The sequence below is a fragment of the Thalassotalea hakodatensis genome, from assembly GCF_030295995.1.
Classification (GTDB): Bacteria; Pseudomonadota; Gammaproteobacteria; order Enterobacterales; family Alteromonadaceae; genus Thalassotalea_C; species Thalassotalea_C hakodatensis.
Map to the genome: position 1 here is coordinate 4115347 of NZ_AP027365.1, position 19789 is coordinate 4135135.

At 37.7% G+C, this 19789-nt stretch carries 15 protein-coding genes; 9 read left to right on the plus strand and 6 right to left on the minus strand.

The features are described 5' to 3' along the window. Positions 1 to 35: 35 nt before the first annotated feature. Both QUE72_RS18255 and prlC read right to left on the minus strand, forming a co-directional pair. A complete protein-coding gene (locus QUE72_RS18255; RefSeq protein WP_286270592.1) occupies positions 36 to 722 on the minus strand; it encodes a DNA-3-methyladenine glycosylase I in 687 nt (228 codons plus the stop codon). A 12-nt stretch (positions 723 to 734) separates the two neighbouring features. After that, the gene (gene prlC / locus QUE72_RS18260; protein WP_286270594.1) at positions 735 to 2783 is read right to left on the minus strand and encodes an oligopeptidase A; all 2049 of its coding nucleotides are present in this window, start codon (positions 2781 to 2783) and stop codon (positions 735 to 737) included. 162 nt (positions 2784 to 2945) lie between these two features. On the opposite strand from prlC, the gene gorA reads away from it, so the two are divergent. The 6 genes from gorA (at position 2946) to polA (ending at position 10499) form a co-directional block, all read left to right on the plus strand. Next, complete coding sequence (gene gorA / locus QUE72_RS18265) at positions 2946 to 4298, plus strand: glutathione-disulfide reductase (protein ID WP_286270595.1); 1353 nt, start codon at positions 2946 to 2948, stop codon at positions 4296 to 4298. Between the two features lie 180 nt (positions 4299 to 4478). Beyond that, positions 4479 to 4697, plus strand: a complete 219-nt coding sequence (locus QUE72_RS18270; protein ID WP_286270597.1) for a hypothetical protein — start codon at positions 4479 to 4481, stop codon at positions 4695 to 4697. A gap of 33 nt (positions 4698 to 4730) precedes the next feature. Next, entirely contained in the window at positions 4731 to 4958 is a 228-nt protein-coding gene (locus tag QUE72_RS18275) for a hypothetical protein (RefSeq protein WP_286270598.1), read from the plus strand. Between the two features lie 156 nt (positions 4959 to 5114). After that, complete coding sequence (locus tag QUE72_RS18280) at positions 5115 to 5972, plus strand: N-acyl homoserine lactonase family protein (RefSeq protein WP_286270600.1); 858 nt, start codon at positions 5115 to 5117, stop codon at positions 5970 to 5972. A 214-nt stretch (positions 5973 to 6186) separates the two neighbouring features. After that, complete coding sequence (locus QUE72_RS18285; protein WP_286270602.1) at positions 6187 to 7152, plus strand: aldose epimerase family protein; 966 nt, start codon at positions 6187 to 6189, stop codon at positions 7150 to 7152. Positions 7153 to 7766: 614 nt separating this feature from the next. Further along, positions 7767 to 10499 carry a DNA polymerase I gene (gene polA, locus QUE72_RS18290; protein ID WP_286270603.1) on the plus strand — a complete coding sequence of 911 codons (2733 nt, stop codon included), beginning with the start codon at positions 7767 to 7769 and terminating at the stop codon, positions 10497 to 10499. Positions 10500 to 10798: 299 nt separating this feature from the next. On the opposite strand, the gene QUE72_RS18295 is transcribed toward polA, so the two are convergent. Further along, positions 10799 to 10987 carry an Arc family DNA binding domain-containing protein gene (locus QUE72_RS18295; protein ID WP_139302568.1) on the minus strand — a complete coding sequence of 63 codons (189 nt, stop codon included), beginning with the start codon at positions 10985 to 10987 and terminating at the stop codon, positions 10799 to 10801. Positions 10988 to 11029: 42 nt separating this feature from the next. Next, positions 11030 to 11896: an SPFH domain-containing protein gene (locus tag QUE72_RS18300; protein WP_074496900.1), complete on the minus strand. Its 867-nt coding sequence runs from the start codon at positions 11894 to 11896 to the stop codon at positions 11030 to 11032. A 299-nt stretch (positions 11897 to 12195) separates the two neighbouring features. Here QUE72_RS18300 and QUE72_RS18305 point away from each other — a divergent pair, with 299 nt between their 5' ends. Then, positions 12196 to 14247, plus strand: coding sequence for a prolyl oligopeptidase family serine peptidase (locus tag QUE72_RS18305; protein ID WP_286273001.1), 2052 nt, complete (start codon positions 12196 to 12198; stop codon positions 14245 to 14247). A 60-nt stretch (positions 14248 to 14307) separates the two neighbouring features. Here QUE72_RS18305 and QUE72_RS18310 read toward each other — a convergent pair whose 3' ends face one another. Beyond that, entirely contained in the window at positions 14308 to 15195 is an 888-nt protein-coding gene (locus QUE72_RS18310) for a TraB/GumN family protein (RefSeq protein WP_286270606.1), read from the minus strand. A 52-nt stretch (positions 15196 to 15247) separates the two neighbouring features. Next, complete coding sequence (locus QUE72_RS18315; protein ID WP_074496893.1) at positions 15248 to 15475, minus strand: hypothetical protein; 228 nt, start codon at positions 15473 to 15475, stop codon at positions 15248 to 15250. Positions 15476 to 15774: 299 nt separating this feature from the next. Between QUE72_RS18315 and QUE72_RS18320 the strand changes: the two genes are divergently transcribed. After that, the gene (locus QUE72_RS18320; protein ID WP_286270610.1) at positions 15775 to 17991 is read left to right on the plus strand and encodes a winged helix-turn-helix domain-containing protein; all 2217 of its coding nucleotides are present in this window, start codon (positions 15775 to 15777) and stop codon (positions 17989 to 17991) included. A gap of 94 nt (positions 17992 to 18085) precedes the next feature. Further along, the gene (locus tag QUE72_RS18325; protein WP_286270611.1) at positions 18086 to 19489 is read left to right on the plus strand and encodes a tetratricopeptide repeat protein; all 1404 of its coding nucleotides are present in this window, start codon (positions 18086 to 18088) and stop codon (positions 19487 to 19489) included. The last annotated feature ends 300 nt before the right edge of the window (positions 19490 to 19789 follow it).

Genomic DNA, 19789 nt, shown 5'->3' on the forward strand with positions numbered 1-19789 from the left:
ATAGCCAACAGCGATTTTCTGTTTACACAAAGTATTTACGAGATTAATTGATTGTCTCCCGTTGAAAACGCCACCAATCGACTTAATTGTGACAGCGACATACCAGATTCCTGGTGCCAATGGTTAAAGCTCTGTTGAATAGTCTTCAACGTTGATTTGGTGTGAAGACCACCGGAGATCAAGTCATGAGCCCGAAAGTAACCTTCGACATCTCGACTCAACAAAAACGTATCTTTACCCAACATACGCAATGCATACGGGCCAGTGTTCCCCCCTAATCGTTGTCCATTCTTTTTTAAATACGCCCACAAACCAATAATATCAGCGGTTGGCCATCTTGCGATGAACTCAGCAAAGCTATGACCGTTCTGCCGCTCTTCAAACATCATTTGAGCATTAGCTTTGATGGTTTTCACTTTATTAAAGTTACGGATGATTTTAGGATCGCTTGCTTTTTGCTCTAACATCTCTTCTGGCATCATCAATATTTTTTCAATATCAAAGTTAAAAAACGCTTCTTCAAAGTCAGGCCATTTTTTTTCAACCACACGCCAAACAAACCCTGACTGAAAAATCTTTTTAGTCATTTCAGACAAAATACGATCATCAGTAAGTTCATCAATTCCTTGTTTTTGCGCAGCTAATAGCACATTGAGCTTAGCGTCACCGCCTTTGCGTTCTGCTGCACGTTGATAAATCGCGTCAACTGTTTCTAATGTCATCTCATCAGCCTATTAAGCAGCAATACCACTATGGCGCAGCAGTGCGTCAATATTTGGCTCTCTGCCTCTAAAGGCTTTGAATAGCTCACTTGGCTCTTGTGAACCGCCTTTTTCTAGAATGTGGTTCAGAAAATCTTTGCCTACTGCGGAATTAAACACCCCTTCTTCTTCGAACCTTGAAAAAGCATCCGCGGATAATACTTCAGCCCATTTATAGCTGTAATAGCCTGCAGCATAACCACCACCAAAGATATGCCCAAAACCATGCTGGAAGCGGTTAAAGTCGGCCGCTGGCACTACTGAATATCTATCTCTAACTTCATTAAGCACTTGTTGAATGTACTGATCATTTTCGGTATCAGATTTGTAATTGCTGTGCATAAGAAAGTCAAACAAACTAAATTCCAATTGACGCAACATTTGCATCGCCGATTGATAGTTTTTCGCCGCCAACATTTTATCAAGCATGTCTTCTGGCAATGACTCGCCCGTTTCATAATGACCTGAAATAAAAGCCAATGCTTCTGGCTGCCAGCACCAATTTTCTAAAAATTGACTGGGTAATTCAACAGCATCCCATGGCACACCATCTATGCCGGATACACCGCAAGCGTCTATTTGCGTTAACATATGATGTATGCCATGACCAAACTCATGAAATAAAGTAACCACTTCATCATGGGTAAATAATGCGGGTTTCTCTCCTATTGGGCCATTGAAATTACACGTTAAGTACGCAACGGGGTATTGCACCTCGCCTGAAGTTAATTTTCTACGGCCAACACAATCGTCCATCCATGCACCGCCTCGTTTTTTCGCTCTTGCATATAAATCAAGATAAAAACTTCCACGATAATGTTGATTGGCATCATGAATGTCATAAAACTTTACGTCTTCATGCCAAGTATCAATACCTGTTTTCTCGGTGATTTTAATACCAAATAAACGATTAACTACTTCGAATAACCCTGATACAACCTTATGTTCAGGAAAATACGGTCGAAGCTCTTCATCAGAAATAGCAAAGCGACTTTGTTTTAATTTTTCACTGTAATAGGTTAAATCCCATGGTGCTAACTCATTAACATCATAGTTTTTTTGGGCAAACTCTTTAACTTGTTCAAGATCTTCAATACCTTGGCTTTTCGATTTTTTAGCTAAGTCTTCCAAAAAGCCCAACACTTCGTTTGTTGAGTTCGCCATTTTGGTGGCTAACGATTTTTCAGCAAAGTTGTCAAAACCAAGTAATTTCGCCAATTCATGACGTAATGCCAAAATTTCATTCATTATATCGCTATTATCATATTCACCTGCATTCGGCCCTTGATCTGAGGCACGTGTTACAAAACCGCGATAAAGTTTTTCACGCAACTCTCGATTGTCACAATACATCATTACCGGTAGGTAACTTGGAATATCTAAAGTAAACAGCCATCCTTCTTTTTCCTGAGCCTTCGCCTGAGCAGCGGCAGCGTCTTTAGCGGAATCAGGCAAACCATCAAGTTCCGATTCATCGGTAATATTAACGGTATAAGCATGCGTTGCATCAAGTAAGTTATTACTAAAGGTTGAGCCCAGTTCCGATAAACGCGTGACAATTTCACCATAGCGCTTTTTCTGCTCAGAAGGTAACGCAATACCCGATAGGGTAAAGTCTCGCAAGGCATTATCAATGACTTTGCGTTGTGCGGTATCAAGTGTTTGATATTCATCACTCGTTGCAAGGTTTTGATAAGCTTCAAATAAGCCTTGATGCTGGCCAACAAAGGTACCGTATTCAGATAATAAGGGTAAACACGATTCGTAAGCATCACGAAGTTCTTCACTATTGACGACCGAATTCATATGTGAAACCGGTGACCATAGCTTACCTAAAATGTCATCAACATCATTAATGGGCTCAACTAAGTTATCCCAAGTATAACTGTCGTTATTCTTTATCACCTGTTCAATGGTTTTTTTACAATCAGCAATGGCCTTTTCTACTGCGGGTTTTACATGCTCTGGAAGAATTTTAGAGAATTGCGGTAACGAAGTGTTTTCTAGTAATGGATTACTCATAGTAATGTCAGCTTATTGGTGATGCTATTATGATAGTAGATGTAAAGGCTAAACTGTATTAATTCAAGTATCTTAGTAAACATTGCTTGAAAGGATGAATGATTATCCGCATATTTAAGGTCTTAAACCTATTATCTGCACACAGATCAGGAGCAAAAACAGATGACTCAACACTTTGACTTTCTAGCCATTGGCGCAGGCAGCGGCGGTATCGCATCAGCAAATCGCGCAGCAAAGCTTGGCAAAAAAGCCGCTGTTATTGAAGCAAAACAAGTGGGTGGCACCTGTGTAAACGTTGGTTGTGTACCTAAAAAAGCCATGTGGTATGCAGGGCAAATTGCCGATGCTATTCATTATAGCCATGATTACGGCTTTAATCTTTCTGCAGATAATTTTGACTGGTCACGATTAGTCGCCAATCGTGAAACTTATATCAAGCGTATACACGCTGCATATGGTCGTGGTTTTGAAGCTAACGGTGTTACGCTAATTGATGGCTTTGCCAAGTTCATTGATAATAATACTGTTGAAGTGAACGGCGAAAAAATCACGGCTGACCATATTGTCATTGCCACTGGTGGCCGCCCAAGTATTCCAAAGATTCCCGGCGCTGAACACGGCATTGATTCCGATGGCTTTTTTGCTTTAACACAACAGCCAAAGTCTGTCGCCGTAATTGGTGCAGGTTATATTGCCGTTGAATTAGCCGGAGTATTACACGCACTGGGAAGCGACACACATTTAGTCGTCAGAAAAGCAAAACCGCTTCGAGATTTTGACGACATGTTGTCTGACACCTTAGTGGAACAAATGGCCAAGCACGGCCCAACATTGCACAATCACAGTACACCAACGTCCATTGAGAAACACTCTGACGGAACCTTAACCATTCACCTAGAAAACGGCAAAACCGTGGGTCCTGTTGAAACCGTAATTTGGGCCATAGGCCGTGAACCAGCAACCGATAATATTAACATTGAAGCAACCGGTATCGAGTTAGACAAAAAAGGCTTTATTCCTACCGATAAATATCAAAATACTCAAGTTGAAGGCATTTATGCCGTAGGTGACAACACCGGCAGAGTACAGTTAACGCCTGTTGCTGTTGCAGCTGGCCGTCGATTATGTGAACGTTTATTTAACAATAAACCAACTGAGCATTTAGATTATAGCAATGTTGCCACTGTAGTGTTTAGTCATCCTGTCATTGGAACTGTCGGTTTAAGTGAACAAGAAGCCATTGACGAATACGGTGAAAACCAAATCAAAGTATACCGGTCACAATTTACCGCGCTGTATCAAGCGATGACCGAAGAGTATCGTGACCCTACAAAAATGAAACTAATTTGTGTAGGTAAAGAAGAAAAGATAGTGGGTATTCATTCCATCGGCTTTGGTAGTGACGAATTACTACAAGGTTTTGCTGTAGCAATGAAAATGGGCGCCACAAAAGCTGATTTTGATAATACCGTAGCTATCCACCCAACATCAGCAGAAGAATTTGTTACCCTTTAGATCGAGGTCTGGAAAACCCACTCTGTAGATTTGTAAAGTCTGGAAAAAATACTAACCTCAATAGAGTTCATTTCTCTGAGGGGTTAGTATGGTTTCCGTTATTCACTCAAAAAATCGATTTTATCTATTGCAGTACAACATAAAGCTTCATCCATAGTAAATTTTTTAATTGCCCAGAACATGGAAGTTAAATCAAGTGAAGGATATGATGCTCTAGATGTTGCTTTGCTTCAATGGGGTGTTAATAATTCTGATTTAACTTATGTATCATTGCTTATTTCTACTGGTGCAACAATAACTATCAGCCACAAACAAATTACTAAAAAATTAAAATATGACAATTTTGATCTATATATGAAAGTAATTTCAAAATACCCCGAATTACTAATTAACATCTAGCAAAACTGTATTAAATATTAACAGGAAGGTAAAATGCTTAACAAAATTAATTTAATATTTATTAAAAGTTACCCCTTAGGTATAACTATCATTCTACCTTTAGCAATAACATATCATTTGAATGTAAGTTCAGAAGTGCTTTTTTATATTGCTTTTTGTTTGTTTTTTGGTTATCAACAGCGCAGACAATTAAATAAAGAGATTAAAATACTAAAAGAAGAAGTCGATGCTTTGAAAAAGAGTGGTGAAGGTTCTGCTTAAGCCTTTTACCTGACTTACCAAACTGTTAAATTATTCAAATGGAGTATCTAGGATACACTTCAATATTCAGGTTTTTTATGGTTTGAAATCTTCCAACATTTGATATCAAGGGTAATAATTCACCCTTACTTAGCTTCCACGTTAATGGAGTAAATAATGCTAAAACGGAAAAACATACAATCATCGCAACTTTGGGTTAAACCCCTCGCACTATTAAGCACGCTTTTCATTAGTGGTTTAGTTCAAGCAAACAATGAACAAGCAACAGCGTTAAAATTATATACCTTTGATTGCGGCACGATAAAGGTGTCGAATATGGACGTATTCTCAACCAGTGGTGATTATAAAGATCAACAGGCAACATTTACTGACAGCTGTTATTTGATTCGACACGAAAAAGGCGATTTAATGTGGGATACTGGCTTACCCGCATCGCTTATCGGTAAAGAGCCGATGGTAAATGGCGTGTTCACATTATCATTAAAAAAATCGTTAGTGGAACAGCTCGCTGAAATTAATCTATCACCAACAGATATTGAATACCTTTCTTTGTCACACAGTCATTTTGACCACGTAGGGCAAGCGTCTACGTTTAAAGATGCCACATGGTTAACCAGCCAAGCAGAACTAGAACATATCGCGAGTGCTGATGATTTAAAAGCGCTTCATACTGACTTAAGCAAGTTAAAGCGTAAAACCTTTACGCAAGATTACGATGTTTTCGGTGATGGTAGTGTGATGATTCTCAACGTACCTGGCCACACAGTTGGTCATACAGCATTACAAGTGAATTTAGCAAATACCGGCACCGTGTTATTATCAGGTGACTTATATCATCAAGCAAAAAGCCGTCACTTAAAGCGCGTTCCTCGTTTTAATGTTGATGAACCCCAAACACGTGAATCTTTCAAAAAGTTTGAAAATATTGCCAGCGCCAAAGATGCAAAAGTGATTATTCAACACGAAGCTAAACACGTCAGTAAGCTACCTAATATCCCGCAATACCTCGATTAGTTTTCCGAGGTAAAAACAAAGAATAAACGTGCGTTACTTTCGCGCACGTTTTTTTAACGATACGCTGAATTTATGCCAATCGCTTAAAATTGCTACAAAATCATTCAGTAAGCGTACAATAACCACACAAACGCTTGAATTTTCTTGCGCAATCAATAAAAAGTCATACTATAAAAGTTATTATAATATTAACTAAGCGCTTGGCAGGCATCGAATGAGCGAAATACGGTCTTTCTTGATCAGTAACGAAGTAGGCGATGAGGTGTGCATTACCAATTTTGGCGCGCGCATTATACAGTGGTATACAGAAGTTAACGGCGAAGAACGTAATATTGTGCTTGGCTACTCTTCTTTAGCTGAATATCTAGATGATCCCTTTTACCATGGTGCGATTGTTGGCCCGTTTGCCAATCGTATTGAAAATGCACGCGTTATAATTGATGGTCAAGAATACCTGTTAGATGCCAATGAAGGTTTAAATCAATTACACGGCGGTACACATGGCCTCAGCCAACAATTTTGGCAACTCGAAGAGCAGCAAGCGCAATCTATCACGTTATCTTGTCAGTTAGCAGATGGTCATGATGGCTACCCTGGTGCCATTTCGTTTTCGGTAAAGTATCAGTTAACAGATGATGGTGAACTACACATTCATTTATTTGCTGAAACAGAAAAAAACACCGTCATTGGCTTAACGTCACACCCTTATTTCAATCTCGCCGGAGTCGAAAATTCCGCTGATAATCACTTACTAACGATTAATGCAGAGTACTTTACCGAAGTAAATAGCAAAATGATCCCTACGGGGGCAATACTCCCCACAAAAGACACTCGTTTTGATTTTCAAAAGCCCCGTATTTTAACCAATGATGCCCGCGACGAAATAGATCAAAACTTTGTCATCAATCAACGTGATAATGCTCAGGCAGTTTTGATCAGCCCTGATAAAAAACTACAATTACATGTTTCGAGTGATATGCCTGGATTACAGGTATACACTGGCCATCACTTATTTGGTCGATTTAGCGCAAAACAAGGTATTTGTTTAGAGCCTCAATATTTTCCAAACAGTCCGAATATAAACGACTTCCCATTTACTCTTACAACACCTGAAAAACCCTTTTCAGCAAGCATCTGTTACCGCTTAGTTAAGCCACAAATAGATACTGTACATAGTTAATGTTTCAATAATTTGTGCATCAATCTACAGTCGCCCTGTCGATGCACATTTGTTAACTTTATTTGAACATCTCGAACTGACATTTAACCAACACCGCATATGTTTTTTAAACCGAATGAGTTTATTGCCTCCTTTATGATTAGCATAAAAATAGAAATATTTTTCCTTAGAGCAATTTATCTAAAGTATGCGTAACCCCTGTGTATTCTCGCTTATGTTTTTTAGTTATTTGCAGCTTTCATAATTCTTTAAAAATAGTTTAATAATAGGCTGGTATTGCAAAATAATTCTGGTAATCTGTTTCACCCCTGATGAGGATATTCGATGGATTTTTGTCCAACAAGCATCTTTGCTTAATTTTCGTTATCCACATCAGACAATAATAAGAATAAATAATTAAAAGGATTTTGTTCTCACCTTTTTTATTTAAAAAACATACAGTTATAAAAGCATCATACCGCGATAGAGTTATTTTATTGTGGGAGGAACTTATGTTTTCAACAAAGTTATCCACAAGCAAAGCTACTAATTTTTAAGAATTTTTCGATACCGCTAGTGCGTAAGCATTGAATATGTCATGCTTAGCAAAATTTTTCTGTGTTACCTCGAAAATCATGAATACACCTAACTTATCTCCGCTTATATTAGTAGATGGATCTTCTTACCTTTTCCGCGCTTATCATGTTCCTTATTTACAAGCACTATCAACTGCTGATGGGCAACCTACTGGGGCAATAACCGGCGTACTTAATATGATTAAGAGCCTTAAGAAAGATTACCCTAACGGAAACATTGTGGTTGTTTTTGATGCTAAAGGTAAAACCTTTCGCAACGACTTGTATCCAGAATATAAAGCCAACCGCCCCCCCATGCCCGATGATTTACGTACCCAAATTGCACCATTACATGAAATTATTGAAGCGATGGGTTTACCTTTACTGGTTATAGAAGGCGTAGAAGCTGATGACGTTATTGGCACCTTGTCGGCTCAAGCAACTAAGCAAGGAATTGAAACGGTCATCTCTACTGGCGATAAAGACATGGCACAATTAGTCAATGAACATGTGCGTTTAATCAATACCATGACCAATGTTGAAATGAATGTTGAAGGTGTTGTCGAAAAGTTTGGGATTAAACCAGAACAAATTATTGATTACCTTGCGTTAATGGGCGACAAGGTTGATAACATTCCTGGTGTGGAAAAGTGTGGTCCGAAAACGGCAGTAAAATGGTTACTAGAACATGAAACCCTTGAACAAGTGATTGCCAATGCCGATAAAGTAAAAGGAAAAATTGGTGAGAATTTACGTAACGCATTAGATCAATTACCTTTATCGTATGAGCTTGCAACAATAAAACTGGATGTTGCACTTGAAAAGCCTATTGAAGAATTAATACCTACTTCGCCTGATAAAGACAAGCTTTCTACCTTATATAAACAGTTTGAATTACGCCGTTTACTTGCCGAATTAGATAACAGTGACAGCCCCGAAACAACGAGTGATCAGTCTTCGCAGGAACAACGTGAACAAATAGATGTTCATTATGACACCATTTTTACTAAAGAAGCTTTTAATGAGTGGCTAGCTAAACTAACCTCGGCTGATTATTTCGCATTTGATACTGAAACAACCAGCGTTAATTACATAAAGGCCGAATTAGTGGGTTTATCATTTGCCGTAGCTCCAGGCGTTGCAGCATACGTTCCTGTTAATCATGATTATGAAGATGCGCCTAAGCAACTTGATCGCGATTGGGTTTTATCACAATTAAAACCTCTACTTGAAGATAAGCAACAAGTCATCATTGGCCAGAACTTAAAGTATGATGCCAACGTGCTCGCACAATATGATGTCGCTATCAATTGTACGATTTACGATACCATGATCGAGTCATACTGTTTAAACAGCGTTGCAACGCGTCACAATATGGATGCGTTAGCCGAAAAGTATCTTGATTACAAAACCGTACATTTTGAAGACATTGCCGGTAAAGGTGCGAAACAATTAACATTCAACCAAATTGAAATTGAAAAAGCCGCCCATTACGCTGCTGAAGATGCTGATATAACTTTCAGACTTCATCAAGCAATCTTTGCCCAATTAGAGCAGTTAAAAGGCCAATTGTCAGTGTTCACTGATATTGAAATGCCTTTGATGCCAGTACTGGCAAGAATGGAACAACAGGGTGTATTAATTGACAGTGACTTATTGGATCAACAAAGCCAAACCATTGGCGCAAGGTTACAAGAATTAGAAGTGGAAGCACATAACATTGCAGGACAAAGCTTTAATTTAGGTTCCCCTAAGCAGTTGCAGCAGATTTTATTTGAAGAATTAAAAATTCCCGTCATCAAAAAAACACCAAAGGGTGCACCTTCGACTGCTGAAGAAGTATTACAAGAACTTGCATTAGATTATCCGTTACCTAAAGTGATTCTAGAAAACCGTGGGTTAAGTAAATTAAAATCAACATATACTGATAAATTACCACTGATGGTTTCACCTAGAACTGGCCGGGTGCATACGTCATATAATCAAACAGTCGCTGCAACAGGTAGGCTGTCTTCCACAGATCCAAACTTGCAAAATATTCCTATTCGAAGCGAGGAAGGCCGTAAAATTAGGTTGGCCTTTATTGCACCAGAAGATCATAAAATTGTAGCCATTGATTACTCTCAAATAGAGTTACGCATTATGGCACATTTATCAGAAGATCCTGGTTTAGTTGCCGCTTTTGCTCAAGGGAAAGATGTACACCAAGCCACCGCTGCAGAGATATTCTCAGTAAGCTTAGACGAAGTAACAGCCGATCAACGTCGTAGTGCTAAAGCAATTAATTTTGGTTTAATTTATGGCATGTCTGCTTTTGGTCTTGCGAAACAGTTAAATATTGCTCGTAATAAAGCGCAGGAGTATATGGACAAGTACTTTGAACGCTACCCGCGAGTATTAACGTACATGGAAGAAACGCGCCAACAAGCGGCTGAACAAGGCTATGTAGAAACGCTCTTTGGCCGTCGTTTGTATTTACCAGACATTAAATCTAAAAATGCTATGCGCCGCAAAGGTGCAGAACGTGCGGCGATTAATGCCCCCATGCAAGGTACCGCTGCAGATATTATTAAAAAAGCAATGTTGGCGGTTGATACCTGGATTGAGGCAAAACAAGATCCTCGTATTAAAATGACCATGCAAGTCCACGATGAACTTATTTTTGAAATTCATCAAGATATTGTTGAAGAAGTCACAGAAAGTCTAGTGACAATTATGAATGATGCCGTCAAGCTGAGTGTGCCATTAATAGCAGAAGCGGGTATAGGTGATAACTGGGAACAAGCTCATTAATTTTTTGTGCTTTTATTACAATTAAGAGGTAATACAGTCAGAAATTCAATTTTATCATTAGATTAAAGGCATGAAAATCGACAAAAACGTAAATTTAAAACAAAAATGGAAATTTATTACATTTTCACTTTACAACATCTGAGTTTTTACTCTATAATCTCATCTGTTCCTTAGCGAACACTTGTTGTAATAATTTGTATATTCTAGCTTTCCTCATAGCTAATAGCCCGATGACAATGTCATCGGGCTTTTTTTATTGCGAATTAATCAACAATATTATCAATGAGAAGTTAAACGTTTCATTCATCATCAGGGTCAATAATTGGCTCAATAGGCTTAGGTTTACTACGACCAGATTTACGTAGTGCATCACGAAGCACATATTCTATCTGCGCATTCAAGCTACGCAGCTCATCATCAGACCATTGCTGCATAGCTAACAAAATGTCTTCATTAATTCGTAATGGGTATGCTTTTTTTGCCACGATTGCCTCTAAGTTAAAAACAGAGCGAAAGGCGCTAATAGATGATTAATACAAACTACCCGTGTTCAACACAGGCTGAGCAGCCTCATCACTACATAGCACGACCAGTAAGTTACTTACCATAGCGGCTTTCCGTTCAGTATCAAGCTCAACAATGTCACGTTCTGATAACTGTGTTAACGCCATTTCAACCATACCAACAGCACCTTCTACCACTTTTTGACGAGCTGAAATAATGGCCATCGCTTGTTGACGACGCAACATAGCATTTGCTATCTCTGGTGCGTAAGCTAAATGACTGATACGAGTTTCAATGACTTTTACACCCGCTTTATCTAATCGTTCTTGTACTTCATTTCTTAACGCATCAGAAATCAACGCTGAATCACCTCGCAATGTCATTTCTTGTTCATCATGATTATCATAAGCATAACTTGTAGCTAAATTTCGTAGCGCAGATTCACTTTGAATTGAAACAAAGTCTTCATAGTCATCTACCTGAAATACCGCTTCAGCAGTATCAACAACTTCCCAAACAATAACAGCTGCAATTTCAATCGGATTGCCACTTTTATCATTAACTTTTAACTTGCCGCTTTCAAAATTTCGTACTCGCATTGATACGCGAGATTTACTGTAAAAAGGGTTAGCCCAACGTAAGCCTGGACTATGTACCGTACCAACATATTTACCAAACAATTGTAATACTGCAGCTTGTTTAGGGTGCACCATAAAAAAACCGAACCAACAAATAAACAACAACAGAGTAAAAATAACACTGACGATTATTTGCCAACCTGCATGGTTTTGTAGTCCATTAATTAACACTGCAATACCCGCTACTTGTAAAGCAAGTAAAACAAATATAAACATGATGCCATTAGGCGCTTTTATTTCTTTTTCTGTAAACATGTTCATCTCCAACAATGAATTTATATGATATCACTATGATATCATATTGAAATTAAGTCAAGCGTTTTATACCATCATGCTTCCCTAAAAACGGCCAATAACAACATATTTGCGTTAAAGATTCAGCGGTTATGCTAAGTTTCTGCTATGCTCTTTTCGTTAAATTATTGTTAATAGAGGGTGTTATGCAGAAAATTTTAACCACCTTAGTGGTTGCTTCATTAACACTGGGTGCAACTTGCATTCACGCGTTTGAGCAAGAAAAATCAAAGACTATCTCAGAGTTAAACCAAATCGACATGAAATATCCAACAACCAAACGAGGAAAAGTTTCCGACATTTATTTTGGCGAACAAGTTGCTGATCCATACCGTTGGTTAGAAGATGATCGCAGTGAAGAAACCGCAGAATGGGTAAGTAAACAAAATGAAGTGACTTTTGATTATTTAGCTCAAATTCCTTATCGCGAACAATTAAAAGATCGTTTAGAAGAAATGTGGAATTATGAGAAAGTTAGCGCTCCATTTAAACGTGGCAAATACCAATATTTCTATCGTAATAACGGATTACAAAATCAAAGTGTTGTATATCGTCAAGATGAAGCAGGTAATGTCGAAGAATTTTTAGATCCAAATAAATTCAGTGAAGATGGCACAACCTCATTAGCTTCACTAAGTTTTTCTAAAGATGGTTCAATTGCAGCCTACTCGATTTCTGAAGGTGGCAGTGATTGGCGTAAAATTATTGTTATCGATGTAGAAACGAAAAAGGAACTTGAGGCGCCATTAGTTGATGTGAAATTTTCAGGAATTTCGTGGTTTGGCAATGAAGGATTTTATTACTCAAGTTATGACAAACCGAAAGGCAGTGAGTTATCAGCTAAAACTGATCAACATAAGTTGTATTATCATAAATTAGGTACCGCACAAAAAAGCGATACACTTGTATTCGGTGGTACGGCAGCTGAGAAGCACCGCTATGTGGGTGGCTATGTTACTGAAGATGATCGCTACCTAGTGATCAGTGGTTCAGTATCTACCTCAGGAAATCGTCTTTTTATTAAAGACCTATCGAAAAAAGATGGCCCGTTGGTCAACATAGTAAACCATACAGATTCCGACACGTATGTCATTGATAATGTGGGCAGCAAGTTATATTTAGTGACAAACCTTGATGCACCAAACAAGAAAATTGTTACCGTTGATGCTGAAAACCCTGCAGTTGAAAACTGGCAAACGTTTATTCCAGAAACAAATCATGTATTAACGGCCACAACAGGTGGCGGTTACTTTTTTACTGAATACATGGTCGATGCTATTTCAAAAGTGTCGCAATACGATTATCAAGGCAAGAAAGTCAGAGATGTTGAATTACCAGGTGTAGGTAGCTCAAGTGGTTTCAGTGGTAAAAAGGAAGATAAGCGACTTTATTATTCATTTACCAATTATAAAACACCAAGTACGACTTATGCATTTGATGTAAAACCTGGTAAAACTTCCGTTTATCGTAAGTCAGGCGCTAAATTCGATAGTGATTTATACGAATCAAAGCAAGTATTTTATCCATCAAAAGATGGCACTAAAGTACCGATGATTATTACTTATAAAAAAGGTATTAAATTAAATGGTAAAAACCCAACTATTTTATATGGTTATGGCGGTTTCAACGTAAGTTTAACGCCGAGCTTTAGTGTCACTCGCGCCGTATGGTTAGAACAAGGTGGTATTTATGCTGTTGCTAATTTACGTGGCGGCGGTGAATACGGTAAAGCATGGCATAAAGCTGGTACGAAAATGCAAAAGCAAAACGTTTTTGACGACTTTATTACTGCTGCTGAGTTTCTAATTAAAGAACAATATACCTCAAGTGATTTCTTAGCCATTAATGGTGGTTCAAATGGTGGCTTACTTGTAGGAGCAGTAATGACACAACGACCTGACTTAATGAAGGTTGCATTACCTGCTGTTGGCGTTCTAGATATGCTTCGTTACCATACCTTTACTTCTGGTGCTGGTTGGGCTTACGATTACGGTACATCAGAACAAAATAAAGAAATGTTTGCGTATTTAAAAAGCTATTCACCCGTTCATAACGTTAAAAAAGGTGTGAAGTACCCTGCGACAATGGTTACAACCGGTGATCATGATGACCGAGTAGTACCGGCGCATTCATTCAAGTTTGCTGCTGAATTACAAGCGAAGCAAGCGGGTCAAACCCCTACGTTAATACGAATTGAAACCAACGCAGGTCATGGTGCGGGTACGCCGATATCAAAAACCATTGAACAATATGCTGATATTTATGGCTTTACCCTATTTAACATGGGCTTTGAATCTCTACCTAATCAATAAATAATGATTGCATCATTATAAAAAGGCGCTAGTTTGAATATCAAGCTAGCGCCTTTTTCTCTAAAGTTTTGTCACTTGATATCCCGACTTTTCAAGTAGCGCCAATACATTGTTCTCGCCAACTAAATGACCAACGCCTACCAAGACAAACTCTTTATCGTTATCATTGAACATTTTTTCAATAAGTGGTATCCAGTTTTGGTTACGTTCAGTAAACATTTTCTTAAACGTATCAGGGTCTTCGTCTTTGACTTTATCTATCACCAATTCAACTAACGTGTCACTGTCACCTGCACGCCAAGCTGGCAATAACTTGTTAAACATCTCTTTGAATTCACCCATTTGTGCTATCGACGAACGCATTAATTCTTCTTCATTCCCATGCCCCATGTTGGCGATAAGATTAATTTGAAAATCACTCGATTCTAAATATTCTTTCCCTTTATTGTCTTTGGCAGCCAACTTGTTGAAGTAGGCATCAACCCCCTCACCAGCAAGTTGCGCACGTTTAGCTTCAAGCATTGCCATCATCATCACAATAAAACCCGGTTTAAAGCCATTCATTTCATTGACATTAATCCCAAACGCTGCAAGATGAGTTTCTAACTGTTTAAATGTTTCATCGCTCAGTTTATCACTCAACTTTTGATCATTAGTATATGACACTTGCTGCATTAATTTTGCTTGGAAGCTGGTATCGGTTGGATCAGGCAATTGTGTTTCTAAAACAATGGTGTCAGTTGCTTGATAGGCAGTTAAAAACTCTGCAGGTAAAGGGAACTCACTCGCGGGTAAAATATGAACCGTTCCGCCTATATATACTTGATCTTCCCCTTTCGATACTTTCCAAACAGACGTTTCAGCCATACATAGGCTAGTGTTTAATAGGCCTATAGAAGTAATTAATCCCGCTTTTGCTACAAATTTTTTGATGTTTTTTAATGTCATTTTTCTTATCCTTTATCAGTAAATTTTGTCTATAAAATATTTTTAATATGAATTACTTTATTAACGTGTTTAACGGTTTAAGCATTACTGTCTTTGTACTTTGATTAATTGTTCGCTGACTTTGTTTTATTAAAAGTTGAATATCTTGTTCAGCAATTTTCTTTAAATTACTTTTAGTGGTTTGTTGTAAAGTTTCAGCAGAGGCGCCACTACATAACAATGCTAATAATGCGATGATTGGGCCAATTATATATTGCTTATTTTTCGTGATATTTTTCATCTGTGTATTCCTTCAATTGCTAATGATACGTTTACGATTGCTCGTTGATGGAAACAAGATTACGGTAGGAATCGCTCTGTGTCTCTTATCAAAGCCATATCAATTTACCCATAAGCTTTAGAATTCATAGGTGACTGTTTTATAAGTACTATTTAATTTTTATAGAAACCTTATCAAAACCTTATCTTGCGCTTTTTAAATGAATACTTTTCTTTAACCCTTTAATTTTATTATACTATTTTTTCATTGTGAAAAATATGTTACATTTCTCGGTAATTCTCACTATTTAAGCCGTGACAATGAATTTTCAAATAGGCCCTTGGTTATTCGTTCCTCAAAAGTGCATTCTTTGTTCAGATTCAACAGGTGATATCGAGTTAGAACCTATTTTATTTAAGTTGTTAGATTACTTTGTCAACAATCAAGATAGAATCATTTCTCGACAAGAGCTAGTTGAACATGTGTGGCAACAAACATTCGTTGACGATAACGCTATCAATCGTGCAATGTCAGAGCTAAGGAAAAAGTTATCACACCCAGAAAATGCAGCACCGTTAATCAAAACACATTACCGTAAAGGCTACAGCATTACGGTAGAGGTTGTTGCGATTCCAATGGCTGATGATACTTCATCCAACAATGATGATATCAGTAATGAGAAAAATAGTGAGCACCTACATACTACCGATAATTTGTCAGCGAATGTTATTCAGCAAAGTAACCGCTTTAAATATAAACACTATCGTTTCATGTTTTTTGCATTGATATCGCTTGTGTTAATTATTGTCGGTTATCATATACTTACTTACTTTCAAACCACATCCACCATTAAAACCAATAAAAATAATCACGTAAAGCAAGCAAACGTGAGCTCAGAATTGTCTAATGACCCCATCAAAAAATCATCTGAATCACATACTATACAAGGGGTTACGTGGAATTCAGGCCAAGAGCTTAGGCCTATTGTATCTTCAGATAACTTATTGTTTGCATACAACAATAGAGCCGAACCAAACATAAACAGCTTCGTAAAACGTAAAGGTGATTTAAAAGAAGTACAATTGATTTACAAAGACTTTGATGTAACGTCTATTTCTTGGCAGCATGGAGCCCACAAGGTACTTGCCGAGGTTACTAATTATAAAGACGAGTGTTTTATCGGCTTGTTTGATCTCACTGACTTTGTTGATAATCCACCCGTCACCAAACTAAAAACATGTGAAAAAGAGTTATACGGTGGTGCTCATTTAGCATCAAATGGCAAGAAGTTATACCTCATTGAGCTTGACCAAGTTAAACAAGGTGGTCAGGTAGTTGTTTTCGATGTTAAAACAAAGAAGTCTACCTTGCTTATTCCGTCAGGTGACACTCAATTTGGTGTCACTAAGCTTAAACTGTCACCGGATAATAAAAAAATACTTTATCAACGACATCAGCGTGACCAGCCATTATCTGTACATATAATGGACTTAATCACTAGGGATAATAAAAAACTTTATCAAATACCGCATGCGGGTGCGCCGCTTGTGTTTGATTGGTTTCCTGATAGTCAACACATTGCGATACAAATCATTCAAGATCTTACCATTTTTAACTTATCTGGAGATAAAGTTAGTTCATATCCAATAAATATAAAGAACTGGGTGGTAGGTTTAGCCGTCGAAGATACATCGAATATATTGCTTGCAATGGCAACTGGTCAAAATTTAGAGATAGTTAATATTGCGGCACTGTTTAACAAGCAAAACACGGTAGAAGTAACCTCATTAGTGAAATCTGACTCAATGAATTACTATGCAACGACACATCTCGATAACGAAAAATCGCGTTATTTCATTTCTAGCCGTACCGGTAATTTGCAAATTTGGCGTAAACAAGCACAGCAAGTTAAACAAATTTCAGCATTTCCCCAGCAAAATCCAAAAAAAATAGGCTCATTAGTGTTATCGCCAGATCGAGAGCATCTGTTATATTTACGTGGCAAACACTTAGAAATATTTAACGTAAAAACTAACGCTATTAAGAAAGTTGAAATGCCAATTCACGGCCCTATTGGCAGCTATCAATGGCAAGCAGATCAGCAAAAAATTTATTATGATATGGAACATGATGGCATGAGACAAATTTGGTCAACAAATTTAATCACTAATGCTCAACATCAATTAACACAAAATGGCGGTAGAATGTTGCTCAAAAATCAGCAACACCAATTGTACTATATCAATGACAACCATTTACATCATTTAAGTGGCCAAACAAAACACAAAATAACCATTCCCATCGCGCATTGTTGGTGCTCAGTTTCTCTTACAGCGGAAGCGTTATACAGCTTAGATAGCAATAACTTATATAAAATGACGCTTGATTCCAGTGAAGTCTCAAGCATGACTATTCCATTTAGAACATCTGGTATTAAAATGGAAAGCAATCACAGTGCAATCGCAGCAAAATATAACAATGCCCCATCACAAATTAAACGTATTACATGGCAGAAGTCGCTACTTAATGATGAATGATGAAAAACTACCGCTTACATGCATCACTTCCATGTAAGCGGTTTCAATTGTATGATGGTATTAAATGCGCAGTAGAAACTAACCGGGTGATAGGGTGAAGATAATACTAAAATATATAATTTTCATTTATTTAACTATAGCTAGCATCAATGTATTATCAAACGAGGCACCTGATACATTTGACCCTTTTGCCCAAGTCAGTGCTAACCCGTTAGTCACCCAACTACTCAATATTGCACAGAAAGCCCGCAACGATTTATCAACAGCACAACAGCAATACAAATCACTTGATACCAGTGAAATTGAGCAATTAGAATTACCACTACAAATAGCACATCTATTGGCAAAAATCGCCATTAAACAAGCAAGTAATGACTATTTATCAGCCAATGCTTTAATAAAAACGCTCAAGTTATTTGCCAATCGACATGATGAGCAATGGATACTTAGTATTTACTACGAACGCTTAGCATTAAATAATATGCGCCAAGGCAAGTACCTGCAGGCAGCACAATATTCAACCCAAGCAATAGATTTAGCCGCAAGTATTAATTATCTATTTATTGAAGCAAGTGCCCGAATAACGCGTGGCGTTTCATACAGCAAGTTATCTAAAAGTGGCGAAGCACTACAAGACTACATTAAGGCACACAACTTCTTTCAGCAGGTTGGTAACTTAGATAAGGTTGTTACCATTTATACTAATCAAGTGACCTTATACTTAGATCGTTTTGAATATGCACAAGCATTAATAATGTCAGATAACGCTATCTCAACTTTGTCATTAATGCCTCAAGCACCAACTAGTTTGGTTGCAGCTAACTACATTAATAGGGCGATTGCGTTAGCTTATTTAGGTAAGAAAGACGAAGAATTAACTGCTTACCTGAAAGCACAAGAGTACGCATTACAAGCAAATGACCTTGAAATACAAGCATCTGTATACGCCAATATTTCAGATTACTTTTTAAGATACCAAAATTATCAACTCGCCATTGAACGGGCAAAGCGCTGTATTGAAATTGCCGAGCAAATCAATCAGCTCAATTTAGTCGCTATTTGTTTACTCAATCAAGGCCTAGCTACAATACACCTTAATGATATACAACATGGCATTGACATGATTGAACGGGCACATCAATTAACTAAGCAAGAAGGTATGAAAAGTACATTGCTTGATGTGTACACTGCCTATACAGAGGCCTATACCACCATTAATGACCATGAAACGGCAAATAAGTGGTTAACAAAAAGGTATGAAGCAGTATTAATAAAAGCTAAACACGATAGAGAGCATGACTTTAGCGAGCAAGAAAAAAACTTTAAAGCCATTATCCAAGAACGAGAAAACCTACATCAATCACTAAAATCTACCATGACGAACAAATTACTCTCTCAACAATCAGTGATGCACGGGTTATGGTTTAGTCTGATATTGATTAGTCTATTGTTGCTCGGTGCAGTATGGATGATTATTCGCATTAAAAGATCAGCATAAAAACGGTGATTTACCGCATAATTCGATATTTTCAACGTAATATATCTTAAATCACAGAAACACATGTTAATATTTTGTTATATTCTAACTTTGTGCTATACAATTCTATGTACTTATCAGAGTGTTGGTCAAAAACCCCTTGTACAAAGTGCAGTCACGCTTAATCGAGTGGATACAACACCCTGTTAGCTTCGCTGTCAACAAGGAAAAAGCAATTTTTGCTTTTGGTATATACTCACCAATACTCAATAAAAACTAAAATAAAATAGTTAACAACCACGCACTACACTCAACGGAGAA

What these genes read in the sequence shown, in the direction of transcription:
- QUE72_RS18315 (WP_074496893.1), bottom strand. Translation starts at nt 15,475, where the DNA reads ATGAAAAATATCACGAAAAATAAGCAATATATAATTGGCCCAATCATC.
- prlC (WP_286270594.1), bottom strand. Translation starts at nt 2,783, where the DNA reads ATGAGTAATCCATTACTAGAAAACACTTCGTTACCGCAATTCTCTAAA.
- QUE72_RS18285 (WP_286270602.1), top strand. Translation starts at nt 6,187, where the DNA reads ATGAGCGAAATACGGTCTTTCTTGATCAGTAACGAAGTAGGCGATGAG.
- QUE72_RS18255 (WP_286270592.1), bottom strand. Translation starts at nt 722, where the DNA reads ATGACATTAGAAACAGTTGACGCGATTTATCAACGTGCAGCAGAACGC.
- QUE72_RS18310 (WP_286270606.1), bottom strand. Translation starts at nt 15,195, where the DNA reads ATGACATTAAAAAACATCAAAAAATTTGTAGCAAAAGCGGGATTAATT.
- QUE72_RS18305 (WP_286273001.1), top strand. Translation starts at nt 12,196, where the DNA reads ATGAAATATCCAACAACCAAACGAGGAAAAGTTTCCGACATTTATTTT.
- gorA (WP_286270595.1), top strand. Translation starts at nt 2,946, where the DNA reads ATGACTCAACACTTTGACTTTCTAGCCATTGGCGCAGGCAGCGGCGGT.
- QUE72_RS18320 (WP_286270610.1), top strand. Translation starts at nt 15,775, where the DNA reads ATGAATTTTCAAATAGGCCCTTGGTTATTCGTTCCTCAAAAGTGCATT.
- polA (WP_286270603.1), top strand. Translation starts at nt 7,767, where the DNA reads ATGAATACACCTAACTTATCTCCGCTTATATTAGTAGATGGATCTTCT.
- QUE72_RS18280 (WP_286270600.1), top strand. Translation starts at nt 5,115, where the DNA reads ATGCTAAAACGGAAAAACATACAATCATCGCAACTTTGGGTTAAACCC.
- QUE72_RS18275 (WP_286270598.1), top strand. Translation starts at nt 4,731, where the DNA reads ATGCTTAACAAAATTAATTTAATATTTATTAAAAGTTACCCCTTAGGT.
- QUE72_RS18270 (WP_286270597.1), top strand. Translation starts at nt 4,479, where the DNA reads ATGGAAGTTAAATCAAGTGAAGGATATGATGCTCTAGATGTTGCTTTG.
- QUE72_RS18300 (WP_074496900.1), bottom strand. Translation starts at nt 11,896, where the DNA reads ATGTTTACAGAAAAAGAAATAAAAGCGCCTAATGGCATCATGTTTATA.